Source organism: Pseudomonas sp. ES1, from assembly GCF_050586605.1.
In the GTDB taxonomy this organism is placed as follows: domain Bacteria; phylum Pseudomonadota; class Gammaproteobacteria; order Pseudomonadales; family Pseudomonadaceae; genus Aquipseudomonas; species Aquipseudomonas sichuanensis.
This window is the reverse complement of sequence record NZ_JBOBDM010000023.1, coordinates 16,944-38,662: the sequence shown is the minus strand read 5'-3', so window position 1 is coordinate 38,662 and position 21,719 is coordinate 16,944. Positions and strand designations below refer to the sequence as shown.

General features: G+C 64.5%; 15 protein-coding genes and 1 pseudogene. 9 read left to right on the top strand and 7 right to left on the bottom strand.

Going from position 1 to position 21,719, the window contains the following annotated elements:
* Nucleotides 1-59: 59 nt before the first annotated feature.
* The gene (locus ACQ4N9_RS11895) at nt 60-617 is read right to left on the bottom strand and encodes an NAD(P)H nitroreductase (RefSeq protein ID WP_125465051.1); all 558 of its coding nucleotides are present in this window, start codon (nt 615-617) and stop codon (nt 60-62) included.
* Between the two features lie 171 nt (nt 618-788).
* On the opposite strand from ACQ4N9_RS11895, the gene ACQ4N9_RS11890 reads away from it, so the two are divergent.
* Nucleotides 789-2,243: a TrkH family potassium uptake protein gene (locus ACQ4N9_RS11890; protein ID WP_110991943.1), complete on the top strand. Its 1,455-nt coding sequence runs from the start codon at nt 789-791 to the stop codon at nt 2,241-2,243.
* Here ACQ4N9_RS11890 and ACQ4N9_RS11885 read toward each other — a convergent pair.
* Nucleotides 2,200-3,246: an AraC family transcriptional regulator gene (locus ACQ4N9_RS11885; protein WP_390967224.1), complete on the bottom strand. Its 1,047-nt coding sequence runs from the start codon at nt 3,244-3,246 to the stop codon at nt 2,200-2,202. The genes ACQ4N9_RS11890 and ACQ4N9_RS11885 overlap by 44 nt on opposite strands.
* Nucleotides 3,247-3,400: 154 nt before the next feature.
* Here ACQ4N9_RS11885 and ACQ4N9_RS11880 point away from each other — a divergent pair, with 154 nt between their 5' ends.
* Nucleotides 3,401-3,712: a DUF962 domain-containing protein gene (locus ACQ4N9_RS11880; RefSeq protein ID WP_125465053.1), complete on the top strand. Its 312-nt coding sequence runs from the start codon at nt 3,401-3,403 to the stop codon at nt 3,710-3,712.
* A 104-nt stretch (nt 3,713-3,816) separates the two neighbouring features.
* The gene (locus tag ACQ4N9_RS11875) at nt 3,817-4,401 is read left to right on the top strand and encodes an HD domain-containing protein (RefSeq protein WP_390967223.1); all 585 of its coding nucleotides are present in this window, start codon (nt 3,817-3,819) and stop codon (nt 4,399-4,401) included.
* Nucleotides 4,402-4,521: 120 nt separating this feature from the next.
* On the opposite strand, the gene ACQ4N9_RS11870 is transcribed toward ACQ4N9_RS11875, so the two are convergent.
* Nucleotides 4,522-5,337, bottom strand: a complete 816-nt coding sequence (locus ACQ4N9_RS11870; protein WP_258642742.1) for a UDP-2,3-diacylglucosamine diphosphatase — start codon at nt 5,335-5,337, stop codon at nt 4,522-4,524.
* 124 nt (nt 5,338-5,461) lie between these two features.
* On the opposite strand from ACQ4N9_RS11870, the pseudogene ACQ4N9_RS11865 reads away from it, so the two are divergent.
* The 3 genes and pseudogenes from ACQ4N9_RS11865 to ACQ4N9_RS11855 form a co-directional block, all read left to right on the top strand.
* A pseudogene (locus tag ACQ4N9_RS11865) lies at nt 5,462-6,028 on the top strand (AraC family transcriptional regulator); the annotation flags it as partial.
* 157 nt (nt 6,029-6,185) lie between these two features.
* Nucleotides 6,186-6,953 (top strand): helix-turn-helix transcriptional regulator, encoded by a 768-nt coding sequence (locus tag ACQ4N9_RS11860; RefSeq protein ID WP_390967222.1) that lies wholly within the window; start codon nt 6,186-6,188, stop codon nt 6,951-6,953.
* Nucleotides 6,954-7,041: 88 nt separating this feature from the next.
* Nucleotides 7,042-7,932 carry a DMT family transporter gene (locus ACQ4N9_RS11855; protein WP_390967221.1) on the top strand — a complete coding sequence of 297 codons (891 nt, stop codon included), beginning with the start codon at nt 7,042-7,044 and terminating at the stop codon, nt 7,930-7,932.
* Here ACQ4N9_RS11855 and ACQ4N9_RS11850 read toward each other — a convergent pair whose 3' ends face one another.
* Nucleotides 7,933-8,214 carry a SelT/SelW/SelH family protein gene (locus ACQ4N9_RS11850; protein WP_110991950.1) on the bottom strand — a complete coding sequence of 94 codons (282 nt, stop codon included), beginning with the start codon at nt 8,212-8,214 and terminating at the stop codon, nt 7,933-7,935. It abuts the gene before it with no gap.
* Nucleotides 8,215-8,280: 66 nt separating this feature from the next.
* Between ACQ4N9_RS11850 and ACQ4N9_RS11845 the strand changes: the two genes are divergently transcribed.
* A complete protein-coding gene (locus ACQ4N9_RS11845) occupies nt 8,281-10,467 on the top strand; it encodes a patatin-like phospholipase family protein (RefSeq protein ID WP_390967220.1) in 2,187 nt (728 codons plus the stop codon).
* A gap of 101 nt (nt 10,468-10,568) precedes the next feature.
* Here ACQ4N9_RS11845 and ACQ4N9_RS11840 read toward each other — a convergent pair whose 3' ends face one another.
* The gene (locus tag ACQ4N9_RS11840; RefSeq protein WP_125465059.1) at nt 10,569-11,006 is read right to left on the bottom strand and encodes a MarR family transcriptional regulator; all 438 of its coding nucleotides are present in this window, start codon (nt 11,004-11,006) and stop codon (nt 10,569-10,571) included.
* A gap of 138 nt (nt 11,007-11,144) precedes the next feature.
* Complete coding sequence (gene recQ / locus ACQ4N9_RS11835) at nt 11,145-13,292, bottom strand: DNA helicase RecQ (protein ID WP_390967219.1); 2,148 nt, start codon at nt 13,290-13,292, stop codon at nt 11,145-11,147.
* 243 nt (nt 13,293-13,535) lie between these two features.
* Between recQ and ACQ4N9_RS11830 the strand changes: the two genes are divergently transcribed.
* Together ACQ4N9_RS11830 and ACQ4N9_RS11825 are read left to right on the top strand one after the other, a co-directional pair.
* Complete coding sequence (locus tag ACQ4N9_RS11830; protein WP_347148289.1) at nt 13,536-14,123, top strand: YecA family protein; 588 nt, start codon at nt 13,536-13,538, stop codon at nt 14,121-14,123.
* An 8-nt stretch (nt 14,124-14,131) separates the two neighbouring features.
* Entirely contained in the window at nt 14,132-14,497 is a 366-nt protein-coding gene (locus ACQ4N9_RS11825; protein ID WP_125859578.1) for a YbaN family protein, read from the top strand.
* 53 nt (nt 14,498-14,550) lie between these two features.
* On the opposite strand, the gene ACQ4N9_RS11820 is transcribed toward ACQ4N9_RS11825, so the two are convergent.
* A complete protein-coding gene (locus ACQ4N9_RS11820) occupies nt 14,551-21,666 on the bottom strand; it encodes a retention module-containing protein (protein WP_390967218.1) in 7,116 nt (2,371 codons plus the stop codon).
* Nucleotides 21,667-21,719 lie beyond the last annotated feature (53 nt).

Here is a 21,719-nt window from a genome sequence, read left to right as displayed (position 1 = left end):
CGCGCGATCCTGTGGGAGCGGGTTTACCCGCGAAGGGCCGCAAAGCGGCCCCCGCCAAATCACTCGCCCCAGGCGCTGACGTACTCGGCGGTTTCCAGGATCGGCGCGGTGCGCGGCTCGGCCATAGGCGTGCCGACGTACAGGTAGCCGATCAGTTCTTCGTTCTCGGCCAGCCCAAGGCCCTTGTGCACATGGGCATCGAAGGCCATGTCGCCGGTGCGCCATACCGCGCCGATCCCCTGGGCATGCGCCGCGATCAGGATCCCGTGGGCCGCACAACCAGCGGCCAGGCGCTGCTCGATCTTCGGCACCTTGAAGTGATCCTGCAGTTTGGCGATCACCACGATCAGCAGCGGCGCGCGCAGTGGCATGGCCCGGGCCTTGTCCAGCGCAGCCTGGGTGGCATCACCCTTGGCCTGTACCGCTTCGGCGAACAGCTCGCCGAGCTTCTCGCGGCCCTGCCCTTCGATGGTCAGGAAGCGCCAAGGCCGCAGCTGGCCATGGTCCGGCGCACGCAGCGCCGCCTGGAACAGCGCCTCGCGCTGCGCGGCGTTGGGCGCGGGCTCCGTCAGGCGTGGCACGGAAACACGGTTGAGCAATGCGTCGAGAGCCTCCATCGGCTTCCCTCCTGGCAAGTTGAAAGTGCCGCCATTCTCAAGCTGCAAGCTTCAAGCTGCAAGCCGCAAGAAAAAGCAGCCGCGATACCGCCCCGTTCGCACTTGAAGCTTGCAGCTTGCAACTTGCGGCTTAAAATGGCGCCCTTTCCGTTGCGAGTCAGGGCAGATCACATGGCGTTGCCGACCTTAAGGATCATTGGTTTCATCATCGGCATCTTCCTGATCACCCTGGCGGTGAGCATGGTGGTGCCCATGGCGACCCTGGTGGTCTTCGAACGCACCGGCGACATGCCGTCGTTCCTCTGGTCGAGCCTGATCACCTTCGTCGCCGGCCTCGGCCTGGTGGTGCCCGGCCGCCCCGAACACGTGCACCTGCGCCCGCGCGACATGTACCTGCTGACCGTCAGCAGTTGGCTGGTGGTGTGCGTGTTTGCCGCCCTGCCGTTCCTGCTCACCCAGCACATCAGCTACACCGATGCCTTCTTCGAAAGCATGTCGGGCATTACCGCCACCGGCGCCACGGTGCTCAGCGGGCTGGACAGCATGTCACCCGGCATCCTGATGTGGCGCTCGATGCTGCACTGGCTGGGTGGTATCGGCTTCATCGGCATGGCGGTGGCGATCCTGCCGCTGCTGCGCATCGGTGGCATGCGCCTGTTCCAGACCGAGTCGTCCGACCGCTCGGAGAAGGTCATGCCGCGCTCGCACATGGTCGCCAAGTCGATCGTCGGGGTCTACGTCGGCATCACGGTGTTCGGCAGCCTGGCGTTCTGGTGGGCGGGCATGGGCCTGTTCGATGCGATCAACCACGCCATGTCGGCGATTTCCACTGGCGGTTTCTCCACCTCCGACCAGTCGCTGGCCAAATGGGACATCCCGGCGGTGCACTGGGTCGCGGTGGTGGTGATGATCCTCGGCAGCGTGCCGTTCACCCTCTACGTGGCCACCCTGCGCGGCCACCGCAAGGCGCTGATCAAGGACCAGCAGGTCCAGGGCCTGCTCGGCATGCTGGTGGCCACCTGGCTGGTGCTGGGCACTTGGTACTGGGCCACCACCGACCTGCACTGGCTCGATGCCCTGCGCCACGTGGCGCTGAACGTCACCTCGGTGGTCACCACTACCGGTTTCGCCCTGGGCGACTACAGCCTGTGGGGGAACTTCTCGCTGATGCTGTTCTTCTACCTGGGTTTCGTCGGGGGCTGCTCGGGCTCGACCGCAGGCGGCATCAAGATCTTCCGTTTCCAGGTGGCCTATATCCTGCTCAAGGCCAACCTCAACCAGCTGATCCACCCGCGCGCGGTGATCAAGCAGAAGTACAACGGCCACCGTCTCGACGAAGAGATCGTGCGTTCGATCCTGACCTTCTCGTTCTTCTTCGCCATCACCATCTGCATCATCGCCCTGCTGCTGTCGCTCTTGGGCGTCGACTGGATGACCGCGCTGACCGGCGCCGCAGGCACCGTCTCGGGAGTCGGCCCGGGCCTGGGCGAGGTGATCGGCCCGGCCGGCAACTACGCCACCTTGCCGGATGCCGCCAAGTGGATCCTGGCCGGCGGCATGCTGCTGGGCCGGCTGGAGATCATCACGGTGCTGGTGTTGTGCATGCCAGCGTTCTGGCGTCACTGAGGGTCAAGCGCGCGCGGTACTCGCTGGGGGTGGCATCGAACCAGCGGCGGAACGCCCGGTAGAAGTTGCTCGGGTCGGCAAACCCCAGCAGGTAGGCGGTTTCCAGCAAGGTGGTACCCGGCTGGGCGAGGTACTGCTCGGCCAGTTCCCGGCGGGTGTCATCGAGCAGGGTCTGGAAACTGGTGCCCTCGTCCTGCAGGCGCCGCTGCAGGGTGCGCTGCGACAGGTGCAGGGCCTGGGCCACGGTGTCGCGCTTGGGCTCGCCTTGCGGCAGGATGCGGCACAGCACCTGGCGCACCCGGTGGGTGACCCGGCTCTCCGAGAACCGCGCCAGGTACTCGCCGGCAAAACGATCATGCAGTATGGCCATGGCTTCGTTGGCGGTGGGCAATGGCGCCTCCATGTCGGCGCGCTCGAACAGCAGCGCATCATGGGCTGCGCCAAATACCAGTGGTGCGTGGAACGCCACCTTGTACGGTTCGATATTCTTCGGCTGCGGGCCCTGGATCAGCACCCGCCGCAGCTGGATCGGCCGCCCGCTGAGCCAGCTCGACAGCGCCAGGGCGCACGCCAGCGAGGCTTCCGCACTGTGCCGGGTGGGCGGCAGGTGGTCGCCATGCACCGTCAGGATCAGCGAATAGCCTTCCGGCCCGAGGCGAAAGCTCAGGTCCGAGCTTTCGGCAATGATCCGCTGGTAACGCACCAGGCGCTCGAAACCTTCGGCCAGGGTACGGCTGGACATCAGCGCATAACCGACCACATGAAACGAAGCCGGGCGTACCACCCGCGCCATGTTCAGGCCGATGGCTTCATTGCCGGACAGCTCGACCGCCAGTTGCCACAGCCGGGTCATGGCGTCCTGGGGGAAACGCGCATCGGGGTCTTCGAGGGAGGCAAAATCCAGTCCCAGTTGCCTGAACATGGCCGGGCAGTCGAGCCCCTCCAGCTCAAGCGCCTTGACGATCCCTGATGCCCAGCTGGCTGAAGTGGTTCTCTCACTCATGACAGGCTTCTTGTGCTGACCGCTCCTGCGGTGAATCGAAAGGATACTCAATTGGCGCCAATTGTCACTGGCCAGCGCATCAGCTGACTCTAGACTCGATTCAGGCTCCACGCCGTGTATCCTGTCTTCAAACAGCAGCTTCGGGAGCACAGCCATGACCAGCACAGCGCAGTTCCGCAGTTTTGCCGAGTTCTATCCCTATTACCTGGGCGAGCACAGCAACCCCACCTGCCGCCGCCTGCACTTCGTCGGTACCAGCCTGGTGATTGCCCTGCTCGCCTACACCCTCGCCAGCGGCAAGTGGCTGCTGCTGCTCGCCGTGCCCCTGGCCGGCTACGGTTTCGCCTGGGCCGGCCACTTCTTCTTCGAGAAGAATCGCCCGGCCACCTTCACCCACCCCTGGTACAGCCTGATCGGCGACTTCGCCATGTTTCGCGACATTCTGCTGGGCCGGCTCAGCCTCTGAATAACGGCCTGCAAGGCCAGGTTCACGTCCCCGCCGGCCACTGCCAGGCCCGCCGACATGCCCAACACTGCTGGCATGTCCCCGCCTCGAGTAGCCCAAAGGCAATGAACCAGCAAGCCAGTTTCAACCACATGCGCGATGGCACCGCCCAGGACTGGGCGATCATCGCCGATGACTTTCGCGCCTATGCCCGCCAACTGCCACGCCGCATCCTGGCGCACCTGCACCTGCTCGACGGCGATTTCGGCGGTTTCCCCATCGACCGCCTCAGCCATTCGCTGCAGACCGCCAGTCGAGCCTGGCGTGACGGGCGCGACGAGGAGTACGTGATCTGCGCGCTGCTGCACGACATTGGCGACACCCTGGGCAGCTACAACCACCCGGACATCGCCGTGGCGATCCTCAAGCCCTTCGTCAGCCCGGAGAACCTGTGGATGGTGGAACACCACGGGATCTTCCAGGGCTACTACTTCTTCCACCACCTGGGCATGGACCGGCACCTGCGCGAGCAATTCAGCGCACACCCGCAGTACCAGCAGACCATCGATTTCTGTGCGCGCTACGATGCCGCCGCGTTCGACCCCGACTATGAAAGCCTGCCGTTGTCGTTCTTCGAGCCGATGCTCGAGCGGGTGTTCGCCCAGCCGAGGCAATCCGTCTACAAAGCGGCCTTGCAGGAATCTGCCTGAGTCATAGGCCGCAAGTCCCTGCCTCATCGCCGGCAAGCCGGCTCCCACAGGAATGCGTATGGCTTGAGGCGCGCGCGATCGAAGTGGGAGCTGGCTTGCCAGCGATGAAGCCAGCACGGTTTACGCCGGTTCACCAAGCTCCGCCAACCGCTGCGCCACCTCGCGCGCCTGGGCATCGGCGAAGCGGTACAGCTCGATCTGCCCGTCCCAATGCTCGATCAGCGCCGTGCACGACTCCACCCAGTCACCGCAGTTGAGGTATTCCACCTCGCCAACCCGGCGTATTTCGGCATGGTGTATATGCCCGCAGACCACGCCCTGGAAGCCTCGCCGGGTGCATTCGTGGGCAATCGCATCCTCGAAATCGCTGATGAAGCTCACCGCGCCCTTGACCTTGTGCTTGAGGTAGGCAGACAGCGACCAGTAACCATAGCCATAACGGGCGCGCCAATGGTTGAGCCAGCGGTTGAGCACCAGGGTGAATTCGTAGGCGCGGTCGCCCAGGAACGCCAGCCAGCGGTGATAACGGGTGATCACGTCGAACTGGTCGCCATGGATCACCAGCAGGCGACGGCCATCGGCGGTGAGGTGTTCGGCTTCGTCCACCAGCTGGATATTGCCGAGGATCAGTTTGGAATAACGGCGCAGGAACTCGTCATGGTTGCCGGTGACGTAGATGACTTCGGTACCGCGCTTGCTCATGGTCAACAGGCGGCGAATGACGTTGGTGTGTGCCTGGGGCCAATAGATGCCGCCGCGCAGTTTCCAGCCATCGATGATGTCGCCGACCAGGTAGATGCGGTCGGCCTGATACCCCTTGAGAAAGTGCGACAGGTGTTCGGCCTGGCAATCCCGGGTGCCCAGGTGCACGTCGGAGATCCACAGGGTACGGACACGCTGCTTGCGTGACGGGCGGACGGTTTCGGCATGGGTCATGGGCAGGCTCCGGCACTGTTTGCTGGAGACTGGCAGGCACAGGTGACAGGTTGGTGGCAGGCCGATGACGACTGATCGCGCCTTGCCGGGTGTACACTCTTCCCCTGCCCTGCGAGGACCCACCATGACCACCGCCCCGCTGCTCTCACTGCGCCACTACCGTGACGAGTTGATCGCCCACAGCCACGAGCACCCGCAACTGGTGTTCGGCCTGCGCGGGCGGCTGGACTTCGAGGTGCAGGGCCAGGGTGCGCGGGTCGATCGCCAGGCCTTGATGGTGGTGCCTGCCGGTGCCCACCATACCTGCGGCAGCACCGCCGGCAGTCACTGCCTGGTGCTGGATGTGCCGGGCGAGCATTGGCTCGGCGAACAGCTGGGGGCGCATGCCGATGCCAGCCGCCGCCTGCTCGACCGCCCCGGCGCGCTGGGCCTGGACAACCGCCAGCAACAGTTGGTGGACTGGCTGGCGACCAGCCCGATGGACGACCCATTGATTGCCCGCCAGGGTGCGGTGCTGTTGCTGGCCAGCCTCAACCCGCAGGCGGCGGCACCGATAGTCGCCAGCAGCCGCCTGCCCTACGCAACCTTCGACGCCCATATCGATCAGCATGCCGCCTACCCACTGCAGGTCGCTGACCTGGCACGGCTGGCCGGGCTGTCCAGCGCTCGACTGCATGCGCGTTTCACTGCGGCGTGACGGGCGGACGGTTTCGGCATGGGTCATGGGCAGGCTCCGGCACTGTTTGCTGGAGACTGGCAGGCACAGGTGACAGGTTGGTGGCAGGCCGATGACGACTGATCGCGCCTTGCCGGGTGTACACTCTTCCCCTGCCCTGCGAGGACCCACCATGACCACCGCCCCGCTGCTCTCACTGCGCCACTACCGTGACGAGTTGATCGCCCACAGCCACGAGCACCCGCAACTGGTGTTCGGCCTGCGCGGGCGGCTGGACTTCGAGGTGCAGGGCCAGGGTGCGCGGGTCGATCGCCAGGCCTTGATGGTGGTGCCTGCCGGTGCCCACCATACCTGCGGCAGCACCGCCGGCAGTCACTGCCTGGTGCTGGATGTGCCGGGCGAGCATTGGCTCGGCGAACAGCTGGGGGCGCATGCCGATGCCAGCCGCCGCCTGCTCGACCGCCCCGGCGCGCTGGGCCTGGACAACCGCCAGCAACAGTTGGTGGACTGGCTGGCGACCAGCCCGATGGACGACCCATTGATTGCCCGCCAGGGTGCGGTGCTGTTGCTGGCCAGCCTCAACCCGCAGGCGGCGGCACCGATAGTCGCCAGCAGCCGCCTGCCCTACGCAACCTTCGACGCCCATATCGATCAGCATGCCGCCTACCCACTGCAGGTCGCTGACCTGGCACGGCTGGCCGGGCTGTCCAGCGCTCGACTGCATGCGCGTTTCACTGCGGAATGCGGCATGACACCGATGGACTACATTCGCCAGCGGCGTCTGCTCATGGCCCGGCAGTTGTTGTGCGAGTCCCTGCTGCCAGTCGGCGAGATCGCCGCGCGGGTGGGATACGAGTCGCAGAGTGCCTTCAGTGCGGCGGTGCTGCGGGCATTTGGCCGCACACCTTCGGCGTTGCGGCGAGAGCCCGGCGATAACTGACGCGAGGCTGGCGACAGACACCGGCGAACCGGCTTTTTACACTGAGCGCCGGTACCAGCCCTATCGCGCAAACAACCCAAGGACCACCATGAACCACCGCACCGCCCTCGGCGCCCTGCACATCGGCGCGCTGTTCTTCGGCCTGACCGGCGTGTTCGGCAAACTGGCCGCCAGTGCCAGCCCGTCGATCATCGTCTTCGGCCGCGCCGCCTTCGCCGTGCTCGCCCTGGGCCTGTTCGCCAGCCTGGCGCGTCAGGCCTGGCAGCCTTTGGGCGGGCGCGACCTGCGCCGCCTGCTGTTGGGCGGCGTATTGCTGGCGGGGCACTGGGTGAGCTTCTTCGTCGCGGTCAAGGTCGCGGGCGTGGCCATTGCCACCTTGGGCTTTGCCAGCTTCCCGGCCTTCACGGTCATCCTTGAAGGCCTGTTGTTCCGTGAACGTATCCGTCGCAACGAGGCCGTGCTGGTGGTGCTGGTGAGCATCGGCCTGGTGCTGGTCACCCCGGCTTTCGACCTGGCCAGCGAGGCCACCGGCGGGCTGCTCTGGGCGCTGCTTTCGGGGCTGCTGTTCTCGCTGCTGTCACTGACCAACCGCGCAGGTTCCGGGCGCCTGCCGGCGGTGCAGGCGGCGCTGTGGCAGAACCTGGTGGTCAGCCTGTGCCTGCTGCCCTTCGCCGCCCCGGGGCTGGCCAGCGTGGCGCCCATGGACTGGCTGTGGATCGCCCTGCTGGGGGTGTTCTGCACCGGCGTCGCCCACAGCCTGTTCGTCGCCAGCCTGGCCGTGATCAAGGCCCGCACCGCGGCGGTGGTGTTCGGCATGGAGCCGGTCTACGGCATCGCCGTGGCCTGGGTGGTGTTCGCCGAAACCCCCACCCTGCGCATGCTCGCCGGCGGCGCGCTGATCATCTTCGCCATCGTGCTGTCCAGCCGCATGGCCGCCGAGCAGCCGGTGAAACCGCGCGCCGTGGTGGAGAACGCCTGATCAGCGATCGTTGTGGCCCAGGTCGCGTTCGGGGTCGATCAGGTCGCGCAGCCGCTGCTTGAGCACCTTGGCTTCGGGGAAGCCGCCGTCAGCCTTGCGCTCCCACAGTTGCACGCCGTCGCACGTGATGCGGAACACGCCACCGGTACCTGGCGCCAACGCCACCTGGCCAAGCTCGTCGGCGAAGGTGCTGAGCAGCTCCTGGGCCAGCCAGGCGGCACGCAGCAGCCATTGGCACTGGGTGCAGTAGGTAATGACGATCTGCGGTTTGCTGTCGGCCATGTCGGGCATCTCCAGAGGAAGGGCCGCTTATACTAGCGGTCTTTACCGCTGCTTTTGAGACTCACGATGCGCCGCCTGCTGTTATGCCTTTTGCTGACGCTCACCTCCCTCACCCTGTTCGCCGCCGAGCCTGCCAGGCCGAAGGTCGGCCTGGTGCTGTCGGGCGGCGCCGCCCGCGGCCTGGCGCACATCGGTGTGCTCAAGGCCCTGGAGGAACAAGGCGTGCGCATCGACGCCATCGCCGGCACCAGCATGGGCGCGGTGGTCGGCGGGCTGTATGCCTCGGGCTACAGCGTCGAGGAGCTGGAAAAACTGGCGACCACCCTGGACTGGCAGCAGGCGCTGTCCGATGCCCCGCCGCGCGAGGACATCCCGTTCCGCCGCAAGCAGGATGACCGCGACTTCCTGGTCAAGCAGAAGCTGAGCTTTCGCGACGATGGCAGCCTGGGCCTGCCGCTGGGGGTGATCCAGGGCCAGAATCTCTCGCTGCTGCTGGAGAGCAAGCTGGCGCACACCGCCGACATACGCGACTTCGACAAGCTGCCGATTCCCTTTCGCGCCGTGGCCACCGACATCACCACGGGTGAAAAAGTGGTGTTCCGCCGCGGCCACCTGCCCCAGGTGGTGCGCGCCAGCATGTCGATCCCGGCGGTGTTCGCCCCGGTGGAACTGGACGGCCGGCTGCTGGTGGACGGCGGCATGACCGACAACATCCCGCTGGATGTGGTGCGCGAGATGGGCGTCGACATCGCCATCGTGGTCGACATCGGCACCCCGCTGCGCAACCGCAAGCAGCTGGCCACGGTGGTCGATGTGCTCAACCAGTCAATCACACTGATGACCCGGCGCAACTCCGAGGAACAATTGGCCAGCCTGGCCCGCGACGACATCCTGGTGCAGCCGCCGCTGGCCAGCTTCGGCGTCACCGACTTCGGCCGCGCCCGCGACATGATCGACGCCGGCTACCGCGCCACTCGCGCCCTTGACCCGCGGCTGGCGGCGCTGCGCCAGGCCGACGGTGATGCCGGCCTGGCGGTGGCCCGCTCACCCGGCCAGCGCACCCCGGTGATCACTGCGATCAGGGTGGAAAACGACTCCAAGGTCAGCGACGACGTGATTCGATACTACATCCGCCAGCCGATCGGCGAGCCGCTGCAACTCGATCGCCTGCAGACCGACATGGGCACCCTGTACGGCCTGGACTATTTCGACCAGGTGCAATACCGCGTGGTGCACAAAGGCGACGCCAACACCCTGGTGATCAAGGCCCGCGGCCGGCGCGGCGGCACCGACTACCTGCGCCTGGGACTGAACCTGTCCGATGACCTGCGCGGCGACAGCGCCTTCAACCTGGGCGCCAGCTACCGGGTCAACGGCATCAACCGCCTGGGCGCCGAATGGCTCACCCGCGCCCAGATCGGCGACCAGCAGGAGCTGTACAGCGAGTTCTACCAGCCGCTGGACGTTGGCTCGCGCTACTTCATCGCCCCTTATCTGGACCTCGGTTCACAGAACGTCGAGGCCACGCTGGACAACGACCCGGTGGCCGAATACCGCCTGGAGCGCTACGGCTTTGGCCTGAACGTCGGGCGACAGATCAGTACCTACGGCGAAGTGCGCCTGGGCGTGGGCAAGGCCTGGGGCCAGGCCGAGGTGCGCATCGGCGACCAGAGCCTGCCCAAGGTCAGCTTCAACGAGGGCTTCTACGAGCTCAAGTACTCGTACGATACCTTCGACAATGTCTACTTCCCCCATGGCGGCGAGCAGATCGGCCTGACCGCGCGCAAGTACGACCAGTCACTGGATTCGGACCAGAACTACCGGCAGTGGTTGTTCAACCTGGACAAGGCCTTCAGCAGCGGGCCGAATACCCTGGTGCTGGGTGGGCGCTACGGGCGCACGCTGGATGAGGCCGAAGTGGTGACATCGAGCTTCGTGTTCGGCGGCGCCCGGCAGCTGTCGGGCTTTCGCCAGGACTCGATCTCCGGGCAGAACATGAGCCTGCTGCGCATGGTCTATTACCGCCGCCTGACACCACGCGCCTACCTGCCGCTGGACTTCCCGCTGTACATGGGCGGGTCGCTGGAGCGAGGCCGGGCGTGGAACAACGACAATGAGTTCGACAGTGGCTACATCAATGCCGCGAGCATCTTCCTCGGGCTGGAGACGCCGCTGGGCCCGCTCAACCTGAGCTATGGGGCCAACGATGCGAATGAGCAGGCGGTGTACCTGAATCTGGGGCACACCTTCTAAGTTGCAAGCGGCAAGTGTAAAGCTGCAAGAAAAAAGCGGATCGCGTCAGTACGCAGATCCGCTTTCACTTGTGGCTTGCCGCTTGCCACTTGCCGCTGCTGTCAAGATTTCTCGAGGTTACCGAGAATCTTCGCATGCACCCGCATGCACACTTCCAGGTCGGCTTCGTCGACGCCGCTGAACAGCTCGACGCGCAAAGCATTGGCGATGGTCTCGATCTGTTCGATCAGCGGTTTGGCCGGTGGGCACAGCACAATCTTCTTCGCCCGACGATCCTCCACTACCGCCTGACGCCGCACCAGGCCCTGGGTTTCCAGGCTGTCGAGCAGGCGGGCCAGGGTCGGGCCTTCAACCCCGACGCTCTGGGCCAGCTCACGTTGGGTTGGCGCATCGTCAAAACGCGCCAGGTGCAACAGCACCAACCAGCGCGCCTGGGAAAGATTGAGCCCGGCGAGGCGGCGGTCCAGTTCGGCACGCCAGCCCCGGGACATCTGGGCCAGCTGCATGCCGAAGCGGTGTTGGTTGTCGGTCAGGGGCATAAGCAACTCAATGAATAGAACTAATTATTAGTCAGCTAACCATGCCCCAGCCCATGAGGCAAGGTTCAGCGCTTGGGAAACATCGGATAATCCTGTAATCGCCTGACAAAGGTCAGCAAATGGCACAAATGCCAGCGATCACAGTTCGAACTCCGATGCCAGCGCCGCCCGCACGCAATACAGCACGCCTTCGGGGACGCGTGCGCCGAACAGCGGCGCGACAGCCGAAACCGGCGGCAGCTCGCCCTCGCCATCGAGGAAGGCATCCTGCACCTCCATCATCAGCTCTTCGGGCAGGTCGAGCGCCTGCTCCAGGCTCAGCTCCTGGCGGCCAATGGCTTCTGCCAACAGGCTGTAGACGTTCTTCTCGCTGCAGTTGAGCTGGCCGGCGATCTGCGCCGGGGTCATGCCGGCGCGGGCCAGGCTGACCAGCTCGTGGCGCAGGTCGAGTACCACTTTCGGTGCTTCCTCGGTGCCGCCGGCGCCATTGAGCACTTCGAGGAAGGCCTGGCCGTAGCGCTCCAGCTTGCGTGCGCCGACGCCGCTGACCTGGGCCATGTCACTGAGGCTGGTGGGCATGCTGCGCAGCATTTCCAACAGCGTCGAGTCGGGGAAGATGACGTAGGGCGGCACGCTGTGCTCTTCGGCCAGTTTGCGCCGCAGGGTGCGCAGCGCCTCCCACAGCTCGCGCTCCTCGGCCCGCACCAGCTGGCTGGCCGGGCTGCCACCGCTGCTGCCGGACGACTTGGCCACGGTCTGCGGCTTGAGGTCGCGGCGCAGTTGCAGGTTGACCTCGCCACGCAGCAGCGGGCGGCAGCTGTCGGACAGCCGCAGGCCGCCATAGCCTTCGAGGTCGATGTCCACCAGGCCACGTGCCACCAGCTGGCGGAACAGCGAGCGCCATTCGGACTCGGCCAGCGCCTTGCCGACGCCGTATACCGAGAGCTTCTCGTGGCCGAAGTTGCGCACCTTGTCGTTGTCCTTGCCCAGCAGCACGTCGACCAGATGGCCGACGCCGTAACGCTGGCCGGTGCGGAACACCGCCGACAACGCCTGCCGGGCAGGCTCGGTGGCGTCCCAGGTCTGTATCTGGTCTACGCAGTTGTCGCAGTGGCCACAAGGCTGCTCAAGTACTTCGTCGAAGTAGGCCAGCAGCGACTGGCGACGGCAGCGGGTCTCTTCGCACAGCGCCAGCATGGCGTCGAGCTTGTGCTGCTCGATGCGCTTGTGGCGCTCGTCGCCTTCGGAGTTCTGCAGCATCTGCTTGAGCATCACCATGTCCTGCAGGCCGTAGGCCATCCAGGCGTCCGACGGCAGGCCATCACGGCCGGCGCGGCCGGTTTCCTGGTAGTAGGCCTCGAGCGACTTGGGCAGGTCGAGGTGGGCGACGAAACGCACGTTGGGCTTGTCGATGCCCATGCCGAAGGCGATGGTGGCGACCATGATCAACCCTTCCTCGTTGAGGAAGCGATGCTGGTTGGCGGCGCGGGTTTCGGCTGCCAGGCCTGCGTGATAGGGCAGCGCCGGGAAGCCTTGTTCGCAGAGGAAGGCTGCGGTTTCGTCGACTTTCTTGCGTGACAGGCAGTAGACGATGCCGGCGTTGCCACGGCGCTCGGCGAGGAAGGCCATCAGCTGCTTGCGCGGCGCTTCCTTGGGCACGATGCGGTAGAAGATGTTCGGCCGGTCGAAGCTCGACAGGAAGCGCTCGGCGCCCTGCAGGTGCAGGCGCTGGACGATTTCCTCGCGGGTGCGCATGTCGGCGGTGGCGGTGAGGGCGATGCGCGGCACATGGGGGAACAGCTCGGCGAGCTGGCCCAGTTGCAGGTATTCGGGGCGGAAGTCGTGGCCCCATTGCGATACGCAGTGGGCTTCATCGATGGCGAACAGCGAGATGTCGAGGTCGCGCAGAAAATCCAGCATGCGCGGCTGTACCAGGCGCTCGGGCGCCAGGTAGAGCATCTTCACCTCGCCGCGGCGCAGGCGCCCGGCCAGTTCACGCTGCTGCTCGGCACTGAGGGAGGAATTGAGCGCCGCGGCGGCCACCCCCAGTTCGTCAAGGGTAGCGACCTGGTCGGCCATCAACGCGATCAGTGGCGACACCACTACCGTCAGGCCCGGGCGCAGCAGCCCCGGCACCTGGAAGCACAGCGACTTGCCGCCGCCGGTGGGCATCAGCACCAGGGCATCGCCGCCGTTGGCCACGCATTCGATGATCGCGGCCTGGCGCCCACGGAAACTGTCGTAACCGAAGACATCCTTGAGGACGCGCTGAGCCTGTTCGAGCATTTGCCACTCCAAAATCGCCGTACCATCCTGGACACAGGCTGGACGATAAATCCGCCAGGCACCGTACAAATGCGTAAGCGTTTTTTGCCGGATCGCCGCACAGGCCACCCAACATGAAAAGTGGCGGAGTATACCCGACTGGCTCAGCCCACGGCAGGCTGCGGTGACAGACGTTCCCTTTGCCCCGTGAACGCCGCAAGGTGCTAGAATTCGTTATCGTTTATTCCCCAAGGTAGCCCTGTAATGTCCTTCGCCGAGCAACTGACCCGCCTGCAAGCCTTCCTCGATGCCGATGAGCTGCACGAAGAAGCGCTGGACTACGTCGCCGCACACGGCTACCTGACCGCACTGTCGATCTGCTCGGAAGAGGTTCCCGAGCGCGAATGGATCGACGCGCTGTTCGCTGAAGAGCCCCACTACACCAGCGATGCCCAACGCACCGAGATCGAAGCGACGCTGGTAGCCCTCAAGGGCCACATCGCTCGCCAGTTGGCCAGCGAAGAGGAATTCGACCTGCCATGCGAACTCGACCTGACCGACGAGCCGGACGACTCGGACCTGCGCGGCTGGTGCATCGGCTTCATGGAGGGCGTGTTCCTGCGTGAAGAGGCCTGGTTCGACAACTCCGAGGATGAAGTCAGCGAAATGCTCCTGCCGATCATGGTCGGTTCGGGCCTGTTCGACGAGCAACCGGAGTTCGCCGACATCGCCAGCGATGCCAACCTGCAGGACGACATGATCGTGCAGATTCCCGAAGCGCTGAGCGCGCTGTTCCTGCTGCAGCACGCACCGGACGAAAAACCTGCCGTACTCAAACCACGCCGCCACTGATCGGCGTGGTGCGCTACCTGCTGCTGGCCGTCGGCTGGCTCAGCGTCGCGCTGGGGGTGCTGGGGATCTTCCTGCCGGTGCTGCCCACCACCCCTTTCCTGCTGCTCGCGGCGGCCTGCTTTGCCCGTAGCTCGCCGCGCTTTCACACTTGGTTGGTGAACCACCCGAAACTCGGGCCGTGGATACGCGACTACCTCAGCGGCGAGGGCATCCCGCTCAAAGGCAAGGTGTATGCGATCGGCCTGATGTGGGCGAGCATCGGCTTGTCGTGCTACCTGGTGCCGCTGTTCTGGGCGCGGGCGTTCATGCTGACCAGCGCGGTGCTGGTCAGTGCCTGGATTCTCAAGCAGAAGACATTGCGCCGCCAAGGCTGACAGCCTCACGGGGCAAGTCGCTTCGACTTGCCCAGTGAGGGTGTCAAGGCCATCTACACCGTATCCACCTTCAACGAATGGTCATTGAGCATGCCGTTGATGATGGTCGCCGTATCATGCCCGGCCGCGATCAGCCCACCAGCACCTGCCGTGACCCCGTAATGCTGGGCCAGGTCGACCCCGGCCAGTTCGATGGTCTGGGTCGGCGCCGCCCCCGCAACGCTGCTCACCTCGATGGTCGACACCACGTTGCTGCCCGTGCCGCTGACCTTGAAGTGCAGGTAGTCATCCAGCGAGGCGCTGGTGGCGTTCTCGCCCTGCAGCAACTGCGACAGATCGAGGCGATCGGAGCCCGGGGTGAAATCGGTCACGGTGTCATGCCCGCTATCGCCCTTCTGCCAGACGAAGGTGTCGTTGCCACTGCCGCCGGTCAGGGTGTCATCGCCCGGGCCGCCAATGAGCGTGTCGTTGCCGCCACCGCCCTTGAGCACATCATTGCCAGCGCCACCATTGAGCACGTTGTCGCCGCCATTGCCGATCAAGGTGTCGTTGTAATCTGAGCCGATCAGGTTCTCGATGCTGGTCAGGGTATCCACGCCGGCGCCCCCGGTGTTCTGCGCACCGAGGTTGCCCAGATCGACCACCACCCCGGCAGCGGCCTTGGCAAAACTGACCGTGTCGATGCCCTGCCCGCCGTCGAGCAAGTCATTGCCAGGCCCTGCGATCAGCAAGTCATTGCCGTCGCCGCCATACAGGCTGTCATTGCCGGCCCCGGCCACCAGCACGTCATTGCCGGCCCCGCCGTTCAGCGTATTGTCGCCAGCCCCGGCGAGCAGCACATCGTCCCCTCCTGTGCCCTCGAGAACATGACCTGCCTGATAAGTGATATCGACGTTGCCGGTCGCCGTGCCGCCATGGTTGTCGCTGACGCTGTAGGTGTCATGGACCACGGGGTTACTGGCGTTGCTGTAGTCCACCAGCAGGCTCAGCTTGTAGTTCTCGGCGGCCTTGCTGCTACCCAGGGCGTTCTCGGTGTTGACCAGGTGAATGCTGTACACCCCGTCATGGCTGGCCGTGAAACTCTTGCCATCGGCAATCGGCTGGTAGCTGCCAGTGGCGTCCTTCCACTCCATCAACAAGTTGCCGGCCGGGCGGTCGTGATCGAGGGTAAGGGTTTCGCCCTTGCGCAGGGTGACGGTGAAGGTGTCCTCGTCGTTGGCGTTGCTGTTGCTGATCAGCCCGAGGTAGCCCGCCACCACCAGTGCCGCGGTCATGCTGCCCGACTGGCTGGTGAACTCGCTGCGTGCCAGGGTGCGGAACTGGTTTTCGGCACGGTCCTTGGTGCCGTCCATGTAGAGGGTCTGCGCCTGGACGCCCGGGGTAAAGCCTGCGCCTTTGTCGGCGAAGCCGGTGTTGAAGGTGATCGGCGCCGCACTCAGCCGATCGTGGTCCGCATCGCTGTCGTTGGCCAGCAGCGCTTCGGCCGGCACGCTGACGCTGGTACCGCTGATATTGGTGATGATGTGGTCCGCACCGGCGATCGGTGCATGGTTGCCGTTGATGTTCACCGTCAGGGTGGCAGTGCTGGTATCACCGTCGTTGTCGCTGGCCGTGAAGGTGAATTTCTCCACCTGGCCGCCGTTGTCCTTGGGTGGCGTGTAGGTGAATTCACCGTTGTCCATGTTCACCAGCAGGGTGCCGCCCAGGCTGGTCTTGATGGTGAGGCTGTTGCTGAGGGTATCGAACGACGCCTTGTCCACCCCGCCACTGACCGTGTAACCGCCCTGCCCGCCGTTGGCTTTCGGGTCGAAGCCATAGGTGGTGCCGTCCACCATCAGGGCTTTGATGAAGCCACCATCGGCACCGAAGTCGCCGCCACTCATCAGGCTGCCGGTGATCGGTGCGCCCTGCACCATGCCCGAGAGCACCGCGCCGAGCTGGTTGAGGTCGGTAACCACCACCGACTGGGTATCGACATGGCTGCTGCCATCGTAGGCCAACGGGTCGAGATTGCCCTCGTTGACGCCATTGCCCATACCGATGGCGTAGGATTTGACGCCATTCTGGTCGAGGAACGTCTCCCACGTGGATTCACGCGTGGCGGTCATGCCGTGGCCCGAGCTCGGCTCACCGTCGGAGAAGAAATAACTGACATTCTGTGCACCATCAATTTTGCCGCTGGTAGCGAACGCCTGCTGGGCCTTGGTGGCTGCCGAGTCGTAGTAGGTCGCGCCGTCGGCGTGGAGCCCGGCGATCAGGTTCTTGGCCTCGCCGATCGATACCCACGTCTGCGCTGGCTGGGTGGCGCCGCTGGAGAAGGTGACAATCTGCACCTTGATGTCGCCCATCGCGTCGTACTTGTCCAACAGCGTGTTGATCGCTTGCTTGGCCAGGTCCAGCCGGCTCAGGCCATTCACGCCGGAATCCCAGGCCATGCTGCCGGAGACATCGATCACCAGCAGGATATTGGAGTCCACCTGGCCGGGGGTGATGTTGCGCACTGCGCATTCGGCCTTGGGCACGTCGTCGACGATGTTGATGGCAATGGTGTTGGTGACACTGTTGCCATGTGCGTCGGTGGCCCTGTAAGTGAAGTGTTCCACCACCGTGTTGGCACCATCGTTGGCGCTGCCTGGGGTTTTCGGTGCGGAGGTCAGGGTGTAAGTGTAGGAACCGTCAGCCTTGAGCAGAAGCTGCCCGTACTGTCCTGCCGCATTGCCCTCCAGGCTGTAGGTCAAGGCGCCGGAGCCGCCGGTGACCGACCCGACCAGGCTGCCGGACGCCGTCTCGCCGGTCGCCCCTGGGTCGCTGCCCACGACGCTGCCGGCCGCGAGGTCACTGCCGTCCTTATGCAGGTCCAGAGCTTTTTCATACACAGTGACGTCGTTGTCCTCGGCCGCCATCAGTTTGCTGTCCAGCACCTTGACCGAGATGGTCGTGGTGCTCTCGTCGCCATCGGCATCACGGATGGTGTAGACGAAGGTGTCCGTCGCCCATGGCGGCAGGTCCTGGTTGGGGTTGGCATGGTAGGTGGCATTGCCCTGGGCATCCAGGGTCAGGTAGCCGTACAGCCCGTTGATAGGGTCGCCCACATGGCCGCTGGCCGAGGTGGAGGTGTCGTTGCCGGCGCGCACACCTACCACGTACTGGCCGTCGCCACGGACATCGGCGCCGATCACATCGTTGGCCAACACATTGCCGCTGATGCTGTCGCCTTCGCTGACATGGGCGAAATCGCAATGGGCCTTGGGCACGTCGTCGACGATGCTGATCACGATGGTGCTGGTGGTGGTGTTACCTACCGAGTCCTTCACCTGGTAGGTGAAGCTGTCGGTGATCACGTTCGGACCATCGTTGACATGGTTCGGCGAGTTCGGCGCTGAGGTCAGGGTGTAGGTGTAGCTGCCATCCGCGTTCAACAGGATCTGGCCATATTGGCCAGCGGCATTGCCGACCAAGGTGAAGGTCAATGCGCCCACGCCACCGGTGACCGCATCGGTCAGCGAACCCGACGCTGTTTCGGCGCTGGAATGCGGGTCGCTCCCCTCCACGTTGCCAGCGGCCAGGTCATTGCCGTCCTTGGTCAGGTCCAGAGCTTTCTCGTAGACCGTCACTTCGCTGTCGGTCCCGGCGATCAGCTTGCTGTCCAGCACCTTGACCGAAATGGTCGTAGTGCTCTCGTCACCGTCGGCATCACGGATGGTATAGACGAAGGTGTCCGTCGCCCATGGCGGCAGGTCCTGGTTGGGGTTGGCGTGGTAGGTGGCGTTGCCCTGGGCATCCAGGGTCAGGTAGCCGTACAGCCCGTTGATGGGGTCGCCGACATGACCACTGGCCGAGGTAGAGGTGTCGTTGCCGGCGCGCACACCCACCACGTACTGGCCGTCGCCACGCACATCGGCGCCGATCACATCGTTGGCCAACACATTGCCGCTGATGCTGTCGCCCTCGCTGACATGGGCGAAATCGCAATGGGCCTTGGGCACGTCATCGACGATGCTGATCACGATGGTGCTGGTGGTGGTGTTGCCCACCGAGTCCTTCACCTGATAGGTGAAGCTGTCGGTAATCACGTTCGGGCCATCGTTAACATTGTTCGGCGAGTTCGGCGCTGAGGTCAGGGTGTAGGTGTAGCTGCCATCGGCGTTCAGCAGGATCTGGCCGTATTGGCCTGCAGCATTGCCGACCAGGGTGAAGGTCAATGCCCCCACGCCACCGGTAACCGCATCAGTCAGCGAGCCCGACGCTGTTTCGGCGCTGGAATGCGGGTCGCTCCCCACTACGTTGCCACCGGCCAGGTCATTGCCGTCCTTGGTCAGGTCCAGGGCTTTCTCGTAGACCGTCACTTCGCTGTCGGTGCCGGCGACCAGTTTGCTGTCCAGCACCTTGACCGAGATGGTCGTGGTGCTCTCGTCGCCATCGGCATCACGGATGGTGTAGACGAAAGTGTCCGTCGCCCACGGCGGCAGATCTTGGTTGGGATTGGCGTGGTAAGTGGCATTGCCCTGGGCATCCAGGGTCAGGTAGCCGTACAGCCCGTTGATAGGGTCGCCCACATGGCCGCTGGCCGAGGTTGAGGTGTCGTTGCCGGCGCGCACACCCACCACGTACTGGCCGTCGCCGCGTACATCGGCGCCGAACACATCGTTGGCCAACACATTGCCGCTGATGCTGTCGCCTTCGCTGACATGGGCGAAATCGCAATGGGCCTTGGGCACGTCATCGACGATGCTGATCACGATGGTGCTGGTGGTGGTGTTGCCCACCGAGTCCTTCACCTGATAGGTGAAGCTGTCGGTAATCACGTTCGGGCCATCGTTAACATGGTTCGGCGAGTTCGGCGCTGAGGTCAGGGTGTAGGTGTAGCTGCCATCGGCGTTCAGCAGGATCTGGCCGTATTGGCCTGCAGCATTGCCGACCAGGGTGAAGGTCAATGCACCGACACCGCCGGTGACCGCATCGGTCAACGAGCCGGATGCTGTTTCGGCGCTGGAATGCGGGTCGCTCCCCACTACGTTGCCACCGGCCAGGTCATTGCCGTCCTTGGTCAGGTCCAGGGCTTTCTCGTACACCGTCACTTCACTGTCGGTGCCGGCGACCAGTTTGCTGTCCAGCACTTTGACCGAGATGGTCGTGGTGCTCTCGTCGCCGTCGGCATCACGGATGGTGTAGACGAAGGTGTCCGTCGCCCATGGCGGCAAGTCCTGGTTGGGGTTGGCGTGGTAAGTGGCGTTGCCCTGGGCATCCAGGGTCAGGTAGCCATATTGGCCATAGATCGGGTCACCTAAATGACCGTGCGCAGAACTCGACGTATCGTCGCCTGCTCGCACCCCGACCACATACTGGCCGTCACCGCGCACATCGGCGCCTTTGACGTCGTTGTCCAGCACGTTGCCGCTGATGCTGTCGCCCTCGGTGACATGGGCGAAGTCGGCCTGAGCCTTGGGCACATCATCGACGATGCTGATCACGATGGTACTGGTGGTGGTGTTACCCACCGAGTCCTTCACCTGATAGGTGAAGCTGTCGGTGATCACGTTCGGGCCATCGTTGACATGGTTCGGCGAGTTCGGCGCCGAGGTCAGGGTGTAGGTGTAGCTGCCATCGGTGTTCAGCAGGATCTGGCCGTATTGGCCTGCAGCATTGCCGACCAGGGTGAAGGTCAATGCACCGACACCGCCGGTGACCGCATCGGTCAACGAGCCGGATGCTGTTTCGGCGCTGGAATGCGGGTCACTCCCCTCTACGTTGCCACCGGCCAGGTCATTGCCGTCCTTGCTCAGGTCCAGGGCTTTCTCGTACACCGTCACTTCGCTGTCGGTGCCAGCGATCAGCTTGCTGTCCAGCACCTTCACCGAAATGGTCGTGGTGCTCTCGTCACCATCGGCATCACGGATGGTATAGACGAAGGTGTCCGTCGCCCATGGCGGCAGATCCTGGTTGGGGTTGGCCTGGTAAGTGGCGTTGCCCTGGGCATCCAGGGTCAGGTAGCCATATTGGCCATAGATCGGGTCGCCTAAATGCCCGTGCGCAGAGCTCGACGTATCGTCGCCTGCACGCACCCCGACCACATACTGGCCGTCGCCGCGCACATCGGCGCCTTTGACGTCGTTGTCCAGCACGTTGCCGCTGAAGCTGTCACCCTCGGTGATTTGGGCGAAGTCGGCATTGGCCTTGGGCACGTCGTCGACAATGTTCACATCAAGGCTGCCGCTGGCATGGCTGCCGTTGCTGTCGGTGACATTGACTGGGAAGTGTTCCATCAGGCTGTTGGTGCCATCGCCATTGGGATGACTTTCGTTACTCTGCAACGTGTAGCTGTAGCTGACCACGCCCGTGGCCGGGTTGTAGCCGGTGATGGTGAGGATATTGCCAAGGCCGGTGACGATGGACTGCCCCACACCGGTCACCACACCGGCGGTAACCACGTTGATGCCGCCGACACTGAGGTTGTATACCCCATCCGGCGCCACCACGTTGAAACTGCCGCTTTGCGTCAGTGCCGCCGGGTTGTCCGTGCTGCCCTGGGGCAAGTTGGCTTCATTCACGGTCAGCTCACCGGGCTCGACCTCCAGGCCATTGAGGGTGACCGGGTGATCCGGCGGATTGACTGGCGGTGGTGGCGCAAGCGGATTCAATGCCCCACTGTCGTTGCCGTCAGTGTCCCGCTCGCCCAGGTAACGGTTGGCCAGCTCGGGGATACCGTTGAAACCTGCCGTGGGGAAACCGATGGTAGGGGCGACGCGCCCTGCCACCTCGGACAACATGACGAAACTGTGCCCGCCACCCAACGCGCCGGCCACACCACCGGGGTTACCGCCCGCCGCAGTGGCCTCGGCTTCCTCAGTCGGGTCGGCGCCCGCAGCGATGGCCTTTTGCAAGCGCTCGACATCACTGAGTTGCGCCTCGCTCGGTTGCAGGTCGGGGGTATTCACATGGGGTGCGTGATTGGCCAGCAACTCCGGGGTTATCTGCAGGCTGCTGTCGCGGCCCAGTGTGAGTTCGGCACCGTTCTGCAGGCGCACTGCCACGGCACTGGCATCCCCCGTTTCGAGCTGCTCACCGGCAAACAGGCGGTCGCCCTCCACCAGCAACCGCCGGTGGCCGTCGTCCCCAACCGCGAAAACCTGGCCAACCACCTTGCTGACCACGCCGACTAATCTGGCCATGAATGCACGCCTCCCCTGCCGATGGGCTTTTCGCAGATCAAGGCATGCCGGGT

What these genes read in the sequence shown, in the direction of transcription:
- ACQ4N9_RS11840 (WP_125465059.1), bottom strand. Translation starts at nt 11,006, where the DNA reads ATGCCCCTGACCGACAACCAACACCGCTTCGGCATGCAGCTGGCCCAG.
- ACQ4N9_RS11860 (WP_390967222.1), top strand. Translation starts at nt 6,186, where the DNA reads ATGACCACCGCCCCGCTGCTCTCACTGCGCCACTACCGTGACGAGTTG.
- ACQ4N9_RS11895 (WP_125465051.1), bottom strand. Translation starts at nt 617, where the DNA reads ATGGAGGCTCTCGACGCATTGCTCAACCGTGTTTCCGTGCCACGCCTG.
- ACQ4N9_RS11870 (WP_258642742.1), bottom strand. Translation starts at nt 5,337, where the DNA reads ATGACCCATGCCGAAACCGTCCGCCCGTCACGCAAGCAGCGTGTCCGT.
- ACQ4N9_RS11885 (WP_390967224.1), bottom strand. Translation starts at nt 3,246, where the DNA reads ATGAGTGAGAGAACCACTTCAGCCAGCTGGGCATCAGGGATCGTCAAG.
- ACQ4N9_RS11820 (WP_390967218.1), bottom strand. Translation starts at nt 21,666, where the DNA reads ATGGCCAGATTAGTCGGCGTGGTCAGCAAGGTGGTTGGCCAGGTTTTC.
- ACQ4N9_RS11845 (WP_390967220.1), top strand. Translation starts at nt 8,281, where the DNA reads ATGCGCCGCCTGCTGTTATGCCTTTTGCTGACGCTCACCTCCCTCACC.
- ACQ4N9_RS11875 (WP_390967223.1), top strand. Translation starts at nt 3,817, where the DNA reads ATGAACCAGCAAGCCAGTTTCAACCACATGCGCGATGGCACCGCCCAG.
- ACQ4N9_RS11880 (WP_125465053.1), top strand. Translation starts at nt 3,401, where the DNA reads ATGACCAGCACAGCGCAGTTCCGCAGTTTTGCCGAGTTCTATCCCTAT.
- ACQ4N9_RS11855 (WP_390967221.1), top strand. Translation starts at nt 7,042, where the DNA reads ATGAACCACCGCACCGCCCTCGGCGCCCTGCACATCGGCGCGCTGTTC.
- ACQ4N9_RS11890 (WP_110991943.1), top strand. Translation starts at nt 789, where the DNA reads ATGGCGTTGCCGACCTTAAGGATCATTGGTTTCATCATCGGCATCTTC.
- ACQ4N9_RS11850 (WP_110991950.1), bottom strand. Translation starts at nt 8,214, where the DNA reads ATGGCCGACAGCAAACCGCAGATCGTCATTACCTACTGCACCCAGTGC.
- recQ (WP_390967219.1), bottom strand. Translation starts at nt 13,292, where the DNA reads ATGCTCGAACAGGCTCAGCGCGTCCTCAAGGATGTCTTCGGTTACGAC.
- ACQ4N9_RS11830 (WP_347148289.1), top strand. Translation starts at nt 13,536, where the DNA reads ATGTCCTTCGCCGAGCAACTGACCCGCCTGCAAGCCTTCCTCGATGCC.